At 70.1% G+C, this 6,416-nt stretch carries 8 protein-coding genes; 4 read left to right on the forward strand and 4 right to left on the reverse strand.

Annotated elements, in window-relative coordinates:
- Window positions 1-10 precede the first annotated feature (10 nt).
- Window positions 11-1,291 (forward strand): PQQ-dependent sugar dehydrogenase, encoded by a 1,281-nt coding sequence (locus KBI44_06340; protein MBP9144082.1) that lies wholly within the window; start codon window positions 11-13, stop codon window positions 1,289-1,291.
- Between the two features lie 22 nt (window positions 1,292-1,313).
- Here the strand turns inward: KBI44_06340 and KBI44_06345 are convergent, their stop codons facing one another.
- Window positions 1,314-1,772, reverse strand: a complete 459-nt coding sequence (locus KBI44_06345; protein ID MBP9144083.1) for a thioesterase family protein — start codon at window positions 1,770-1,772, stop codon at window positions 1,314-1,316.
- 178 nt (window positions 1,773-1,950) lie between these two features.
- Here KBI44_06345 and KBI44_06350 point away from each other — a divergent pair, with 178 nt between their 5' ends.
- Complete coding sequence (locus KBI44_06350; GenBank protein MBP9144084.1) at window positions 1,951-3,429, forward strand: right-handed parallel beta-helix repeat-containing protein; 1,479 nt, start codon at window positions 1,951-1,953, stop codon at window positions 3,427-3,429.
- A gap of 2 nt (window positions 3,430-3,431) precedes the next feature.
- Here the strand turns inward: KBI44_06350 and KBI44_06355 are convergent, their stop codons facing one another.
- Window positions 3,432-4,388, reverse strand: coding sequence for a choice-of-anchor L domain-containing protein (locus tag KBI44_06355; GenBank protein MBP9144085.1), 957 nt, complete (start codon window positions 4,386-4,388; stop codon window positions 3,432-3,434).
- A 201-nt stretch (window positions 4,389-4,589) separates the two neighbouring features.
- On the opposite strand from KBI44_06355, the gene KBI44_06360 reads away from it, so the two are divergent.
- Window positions 4,590-5,081: a hypothetical protein gene (locus KBI44_06360; GenBank protein MBP9144086.1), complete on the forward strand. Its 492-nt coding sequence runs from the start codon at window positions 4,590-4,592 to the stop codon at window positions 5,079-5,081.
- 7 nt (window positions 5,082-5,088) lie between these two features.
- Here the strand turns inward: KBI44_06360 and KBI44_06365 are convergent, their stop codons facing one another.
- Complete coding sequence (locus KBI44_06365) at window positions 5,089-5,535, reverse strand: DUF3788 family protein (protein ID MBP9144087.1); 447 nt, start codon at window positions 5,533-5,535, stop codon at window positions 5,089-5,091.
- Window positions 5,536-5,552: 17 nt separating this feature from the next.
- Window positions 5,553-5,882 carry a DHCW motif cupin fold protein gene (locus tag KBI44_06370; GenBank protein MBP9144088.1) on the reverse strand — a complete coding sequence of 110 codons (330 nt, stop codon included), beginning with the start codon at window positions 5,880-5,882 and terminating at the stop codon, window positions 5,553-5,555.
- Between the two features lie 242 nt (window positions 5,883-6,124).
- On the opposite strand from KBI44_06370, the gene KBI44_06375 reads away from it, so the two are divergent.
- Window positions 6,125-6,416: hypothetical protein (locus tag KBI44_06375; GenBank protein ID MBP9144089.1), on the forward strand; the 292-nt coding region annotated here is incomplete at its 3' end.

Below are 6,416 nucleotides of genomic sequence, written 5' to 3' on the forward strand. Positions count from 1 at the left end.
CGCCCACCGGATGTTCGTCCTCGCCTGCACCTGCGTCAGCGGCTTCGTGATCCTCGCGACGCCAGCCGCTCGTGCCACCAGGCCCTCCGGCCCCTCCGGCACTGCAGACACCGCTGCCACTGCCGCCGTCTGCCGGCCGCTCGAGAGCCGGGCGCCGAATGCTTCCGGGCAGCGGCCGGAGCTGCCGGATCAGACCCGCGCCTGCGCCCGCCCGAGTGGCGTCGCCCTCGACGTCGTCGTCCTCGCCCGCGGGCTCGACCATCCGTGGGCGGTCGAACCGATGCCCGGCGGCGACCTGCTGGTGACCGAGCGGCCGGGGCGGCTGCGCATCGTCGACCAGAGGGGTGCGATCGGGCCGCCGATCGAGGGCCTGCCGGCGGTCGACGCGCGCGGTCAGGGAGGACTCCTCGACGTCGCGCTGAGCCGCGCCTTCGCCACCGATCGCACCCTTTTCTGGAGCTACAGCGAGGCGCGGCAGGGCGGCAATGCGACCAGCGTCGCCCGCGGTGTGCTCTCCGCGGATCGCCGCCGCGTCGAGGCGGTGCAAGTCATCTTCCGCGCCGCGCCCGCCTACGACGGCGACAAGCACTTCGGGTCCCGCGTCGTGGTCGGCCCGGACGACACCCTCTATGTCACTCTGGGTGAGCGCTCCGACACCCGGATGCGGCCGCAGGCTCAGCGTCTCGACAGCCACATGGGCAAGATCGTCCGCATCCGGCCGGACGGCTCGGCGCCGGACGACAATCCGTTTCGCGGCCGGTCCGACGCCCTGCCGGAGATCTGGTCCCTCGGGCATCGCAACGTCCAGGCCGGCGCCTTCGACGCCACCGGGAACCTCTGGATCGTCGAGCACGGGACGCGCGGCGGCGACGAGCTCAACCGGATCGAGAAGGGCGGCAACTACGGCTGGCCGGTTCAGGCCTACGGCGAGGAGTATGCCGGCGTCCCGATCGCCGGCGCCGAAACGCGGCGGGCGGGGATGCTCGCGCCGGTCTACTACTGGGATCCGGTGATCGCACCCTCGGGGGCAGAAGTTTACAGCGGCGCGGCGTTTCCGCAGTGGCAGGGCAGTCTCTTCGTCGGCGCTCTCAAGGAGAAACGCCTGGTTCGCCTGGAGCTCGTGAACGGTCGCGTGACCGGCGAAGAGCACCTTCTCGTCGACCGCGGCCAGCGCCTGCGCGACGTGCGCCAGGGAGGCGACGGCGCGCTCTACGTCGTGACCGACGAGAGCCCGGGCGAGCTGTGGAAGATCGTGCCGCGAGCGCCCGCGGCCGCCGCTGCCCCACGCTGACCGGCGCGGCGCGGGCGCCGGCTCAGGCGGAGGGACGCGGCCGGACGCTCGATGGCAGGACGACGAAATCGGCGGTCCGCTCGAGCGAGTTCATCACCGCCAGGAGCTCCGGCGGCGGTGCGACGATGCGCCGCTCCGCCAGGTGCAACCAGCCGCCGGTGCTCGTGACCCGGGCGGCGAGCTCGCCGTCCGCGCGATAGATTTCGTGCCGCAGGAGGAAGCGGCTGCCGTCCTCCGCATGGCCGGCCATGGCGTAGGTCACGTCGATCCGCTCTTGCAGCCGGACTTCGCGGAAGTACTCCACCTCGTCCTTCTTCATCGCCGGTCCGATCTGCAGGCGCAGGAACTCCTCCACCGGGAATCCGTTCTCGATCAGGTACATCTGCCGCACGTCGGCGGCCTTGTCGAGATAGGCCGTGTTCTTCATGTGCGAGTTGAAATCCATGTCGGCCCAGCCTGCATAGAGGTTCTTCCTGTACATGCGCGCGCTCCCGGGAAGCCGGCCGGCGAGTCGAGGGTCGCCGGCGAAGGCGCCCATCCTGAGGCTCGCGGGGGGAGTAGTTCAAGACCTCCGGGCCGTGGATGGGAATCGTCGCTCCCTCGGGAGGGCGTGGAGCGCTCCCTTGACCGCGCGGCGCGGACTCTCTAGGTTGGGGCCGATGCGCTGGCTTGCGCCCCCCCTCGACGTCGCTCAGGTGGCCCTGGTGGCCCTGGCTGCAATTGCGGCGAGCGCGGCGGGCACGGCTCCCGCCGCGGCGACCGACTTCTACGTCGATCCGGTGAACGGATCGCCTGCCGGCAACGGCAGCGCAGACGATCCCTGGCGGACGCTCGAGGAGGTCGTCGCGGCGGATCTCATCGAGACCCGCCACTGGGCGTCGCTCCCCTATCTGCCCGGAGCGACGCTCGCGGTCGTGAATGCGGGAGCGCCGGTCCGGGCGGGCGACACGATTTGGCTGCGCAGCGGCTATCACGGCGAGCTCTTCCTGCGCGGGGCCTACAACGCGGCGCCGATCACCGTGGCCGCCGCGCCGGGCGAGGTCCCGCGCCTGCGCCGCGTCTGGCTCTCCGCCGCCCAGAACTGGATCGTGCGCGGGCTCTCGATCAGCCCGTCGCATGCCCCCGGGCCGCTCACCCAGGACACCATGGTCTTCGTCGAGAATCATGGCTGGCACGGTCCGTCTTGGGACATCGAGATCGCCGACTGCGATCTCTTCACCGTCGATGACGCCTCCTCGTGGGGGGAGAGCGAATGGGTGAACGACGCCGCCAGTGCCTTCCGCATCGACGGCGATCGCGTCACGGCGCGCGGCAATCGGGTGCGCAACGTGCGCTTCGGCATCTCGGTCTCGGGCAAAGACGCCCGCATCCGCGACAACCTCGTCGATGGCTTCTCTGCCGACGGGCTGCGGGGCCTGGGCGACGGCGGCCGGTTCGAGTACAACACGATCCAGAACGCGCTGGTCGGCGCGCCGGCCGACGGCAACCACGACGACGGTTTCCAGAGCTGGTCGGTGGGCCCGGGCGGCGTCGGAACCGGCGAAGTGCGCGATGTCGTGCTGCGCGGCAACCGGATCGTCAACAACCTGAATCCGGACCACCCGCTGCACGCGACCCTGCAGGGCATCGGCTGTTTCGACGGACTGTTCGTCAATTGGGTGGTCGAGAACAACGTCGTCGTCACCGACCACTGGCACGGCATCAGCCTCTACGGCGCGATCGGCGGCCGGATCGTCAACAACACCGTTCTCGACCTGAACGGCCTATCGCCCGGCCCACCCTGGATCATGCTCAACAGTTCCAACGGCACGCCGAGCTCGGGCGTCCTGGTGCGCAACAACCTGGCGACCGACTACGCGATCTCGGGGACCGGCATCGTTCAGGACCACAACGTCGAGATCACGAATCCGGCCTCGCTCTTCGTGGCGCCGCCGTTCGATCTCCAGTTGAAAGCTGGCTCTCCAGCGATCGACGCCGGCAGCGCGGCTGGGGCTCCGGCGCTGGACATGGACCGGGTGGCGCGTCCGCAGGGAGCCGCGCACGACCTCGGAGCCTACGAACGCTGCCCGGCCTGCCTCTTCCACGACGGCTTCGAGCTCGGCGACGACCGCGCCTGGGGCGCCGCCGAGCTCCCGTAGAATCAGTCCCAGATCCAGCGCAGCCCGTCGAGCAGGACCAGGTTGTCGGAGAGGCCATCACCGACGTCGAAAGCAGCGAGATCGAGCACGATGGTCTCACCCCCGATGACCGGCGCGAAGGCGGTGCGCCAGAGTGTGGCCGCCGAGTCGTTCTGGGCGTAACCGGTGCCCGCCAGCGGACCATCGCCCGAGCCGCAGCCGGTGCAGATCACCATGTCGACCGAGTCGACCGACACCGGCCGCCCGACGCTGTCGAGCACGACGTTGCGGTCGAGAGGAAGGGAAGGGTGGGTGCCCGTGACCACGATCCCGAGAAAATAGTCGATGAAGGCCGAGCAGACCCACTCGGGATAGTTCGAATCGACCATCCGCCAGTCGAAGGCGAGCCGGTCCGCGCCCGCCGGCACTGCCAAGGTGAGCCGGAGGGCGATCGAGTCGCGCGCGTCGTTCGATCCGCTCGGACAACCGGTGGCGCCGGGAAACGTGTTGCCGTGGGCGCTCATGAAAACCCCCGGTCCACTGCCCGGCCGGCCGAAGTCCGTACCCCCCTGCGGCGGCAGGTAACCCGGATGCGCGGCGTCGCGCGCTGTGCCGGAAGAGAGCGCGATCATGGCGTCGCCGGCGGTCGGGACCATTCCCCCAGTCCCGAAGGAGGCGAGGATTGCGGACTGCTGGTTGCCCATCTGGGTGAGCGCCGATGCGCCGGGCACCGAGCCGTCCGCCAGGCGGAACTCGGCGCTGAGGAGCGAAGGCGAGCACGCGCCCAGTGCCTCGGCGAGCGCGAGGGGCGTGAGGCCGGTGATCTGCTCGGCCTGCGGCGAAGGGTTGCCGCTCGACCACCGCCCCGCGCCGCACTCCTCGAAGCCATCCTGGAAGATCCCGTCGGCGACGCCGGGAGCCGTCGCCGTCGCGAGGCTGAGGACCGTCGTCGAGATCAGTGCGAAACTCCGCTTTCGCATGGAGCCCCCTGTCACGTTCGAATGTTGGCGGGCACTCTAGCAGGCTGCGGCACTCCCGGACCGATCGGCCCTGAACTCGAGCGGCGAGTGGGGTGCGGTTGAGCCCTCTGTCGCTGATAGCCTCTGCGCCTGAATCCGGCGCAACGGTTCGGGCTGAACCCTTCGCGCCGCTTCTGCGTAGTTGTGATTCCGAGGTGACCCATGACGTTTCGGCTGCGTACTCTCGCTCCCCTCCGCTTTCTCCTTGTCGTGGCCTTTGCCTGCCCGACCCTCGCCCAGGAGCCCGCGGCGCCCGAGGTGCCGAATCCGAAGTTCGACGCCGCCCTTGCTGCGCAGGTCGGGGCCGACGAGCACGGCATGCGGAGCTACGTCCTGGTCATTCTGAAGACCGGCCCGCAACGGATGCCGGACGGCCCGGAGCGCGACGCGATGTTCAAGGGCCACTTCGCCAACATGAAGCGGCTCGCTGGCGAGGGCAAGCTCGCCCTCGCCGGTCCGCTCGACGGCGTCGACGGCTGGCGCGGTCTGTTCGTCCTCTCCGTGCCCGACATCGAGGAGGCGAAGACGCTGGTCGCCACCGACCCCGTGGTCGCGAAGGGCGAGATGGTTCCGGAGTTTCACAAGTACTTCGGCTCCGCCGCCCTGATGCTGGTCAACGAAGCCCACGACCGGGTGCAGAAGAAGAGCTTCTAGATCGGGCTCAAGAACGGGACATCTTGAGCGCGGTGAGGGTCTCCACCGCAGAGAGGTCGCGCTCGCCGGTGATCGGCAGCCGCAGCCCGGTCCCCTCCGCATAGCGCGGCGCCGCCGCGATCGCCGCGAGGACGGGCGCCGGCAGGCCGGCGCCCTGGGCGGCGGCGACCGCCTTGCCGCCGAGCACGATTCCGACGAGGAACTGGCCGGCCTGCGGAATGAGGTACAGAATCACCCGGTCGGCCTTGCGCAGGCGCAGCGACCAGCCGAATTTGGCGCCGGCGAAATTCCACTGTTCGACCACGGGCCCGTAGGTCCGATCGACATGCTGCGCCAGCTTCGCCCAGGCGGGGCCCGCCGGCCCGAGGATCCGCAGCAGCCCGGCCGCTGTGGGGGGACTCGATTTCTCTCCGAAGGCGCTCAGGCTCACCGGATTCGGGGGGGACTTGGGCATCGAACGGAAGCTCGCCCTCAGTCGACGATGAAGAGCCGGGCGCCGATCGCTGTGGACGAGCGGTGGGCTTCGGCGTCGTCCGCCACCTGGTAGCTCATGCCCGGCAGGAGGAGGAATCGCCGGCCGTCCCGGAGCTCCGTGGTGAGCTCCCCCGTGAGGCAGAGCAGGATGTGCCCCTTCACGCACCAGTGGTCGGCCGAGTACCCCGGCGAGTACTCGACGAGGCGCACGCGGATCTCCCCGAACCGGCGCGTGCGCCAGGTCGCCACTCCAGTCTCCCCCGCATGTTCGACCGCCTCGACCTCGCTCCAGTCGGTGGTGCCGAACGGAATCCCTGTCATCTGCATCGCGTGCTCCGCGTTCGCTTCCGGGCCTTCACTGGACACCTACGCAGGAAACCGGGGACAGTTTCCAGCTCGCCCCCGATCTGCGTCTCCGCGCCGGAGGCACACGCTACGCCGAATGCCTGCAGAGCCGCCCTCGATCCAACGCTCCCGTGCTCCAGCGCCTCGTCCATCCGATCCTCTGATGCCGCGAGCCTCGGGAGCCGGCTTCGGGGAACCCCGTGCCTGCAGGCTAGACTCTCCCGATGCGCCGACCGCTCTTCGTTCTGCCTCTCCTCGCGGCGCTGTCCGGCGCCGCCCCCGCCGCCCAGATGCCGGGGAACGCGCCGCTCGCAGCCTGTCTCGCCGACGGACAGATCGAGGACATCCTGCTGGTCGACGGCATCGCCTATCTCGCCGGTCGCTTCACACACGTGCGGCCGCCGGGAGAGGTCATCGGCGGACCGCTGGAGGTGCCGCGCAACTGGTTCGCGGCCTGCGACGCCGCGACGGGCGCTGTGCTCGCCTGGGACCCGCAGGCGACCTGCGACGCCGGCG

The organism is Thermoanaerobaculia bacterium (assembly GCA_018057705.1).
In the GTDB taxonomy this organism is placed as follows: Bacteria; Acidobacteriota; Thermoanaerobaculia; order Multivoradales; family JAGPDF01; genus JAGPDF01.

Coding starts and splice junctions, on each gene's coding strand:
- KBI44_06345 (MBP9144083.1), bottom strand. CDS start 1,772: ATGTACAGGAAGAACCTCTATGCAGGCTGGGCCGACATGGATTTCAAC.
- KBI44_06355 (MBP9144085.1), bottom strand. CDS start 4,388: ATGCGAAAGCGGAGTTTCGCACTGATCTCGACGACGGTCCTCAGCCTC.
- KBI44_06365 (MBP9144087.1), bottom strand. CDS start 5,535: ATGCCCAAGTCCCCCCCGAATCCGGTGAGCCTGAGCGCCTTCGGAGAG.
- KBI44_06350 (MBP9144084.1), top strand. CDS start 1,951: ATGCGCTGGCTTGCGCCCCCCCTCGACGTCGCTCAGGTGGCCCTGGTG.
- KBI44_06370 (MBP9144088.1), bottom strand. CDS start 5,882: ATGCAGATGACAGGGATTCCGTTCGGCACCACCGACTGGAGCGAGGTC.
- KBI44_06360 (MBP9144086.1), top strand. CDS start 4,590: ATGACGTTTCGGCTGCGTACTCTCGCTCCCCTCCGCTTTCTCCTTGTC.
- KBI44_06340 (MBP9144082.1), top strand. CDS start 11: ATGTTCGTCCTCGCCTGCACCTGCGTCAGCGGCTTCGTGATCCTCGCG.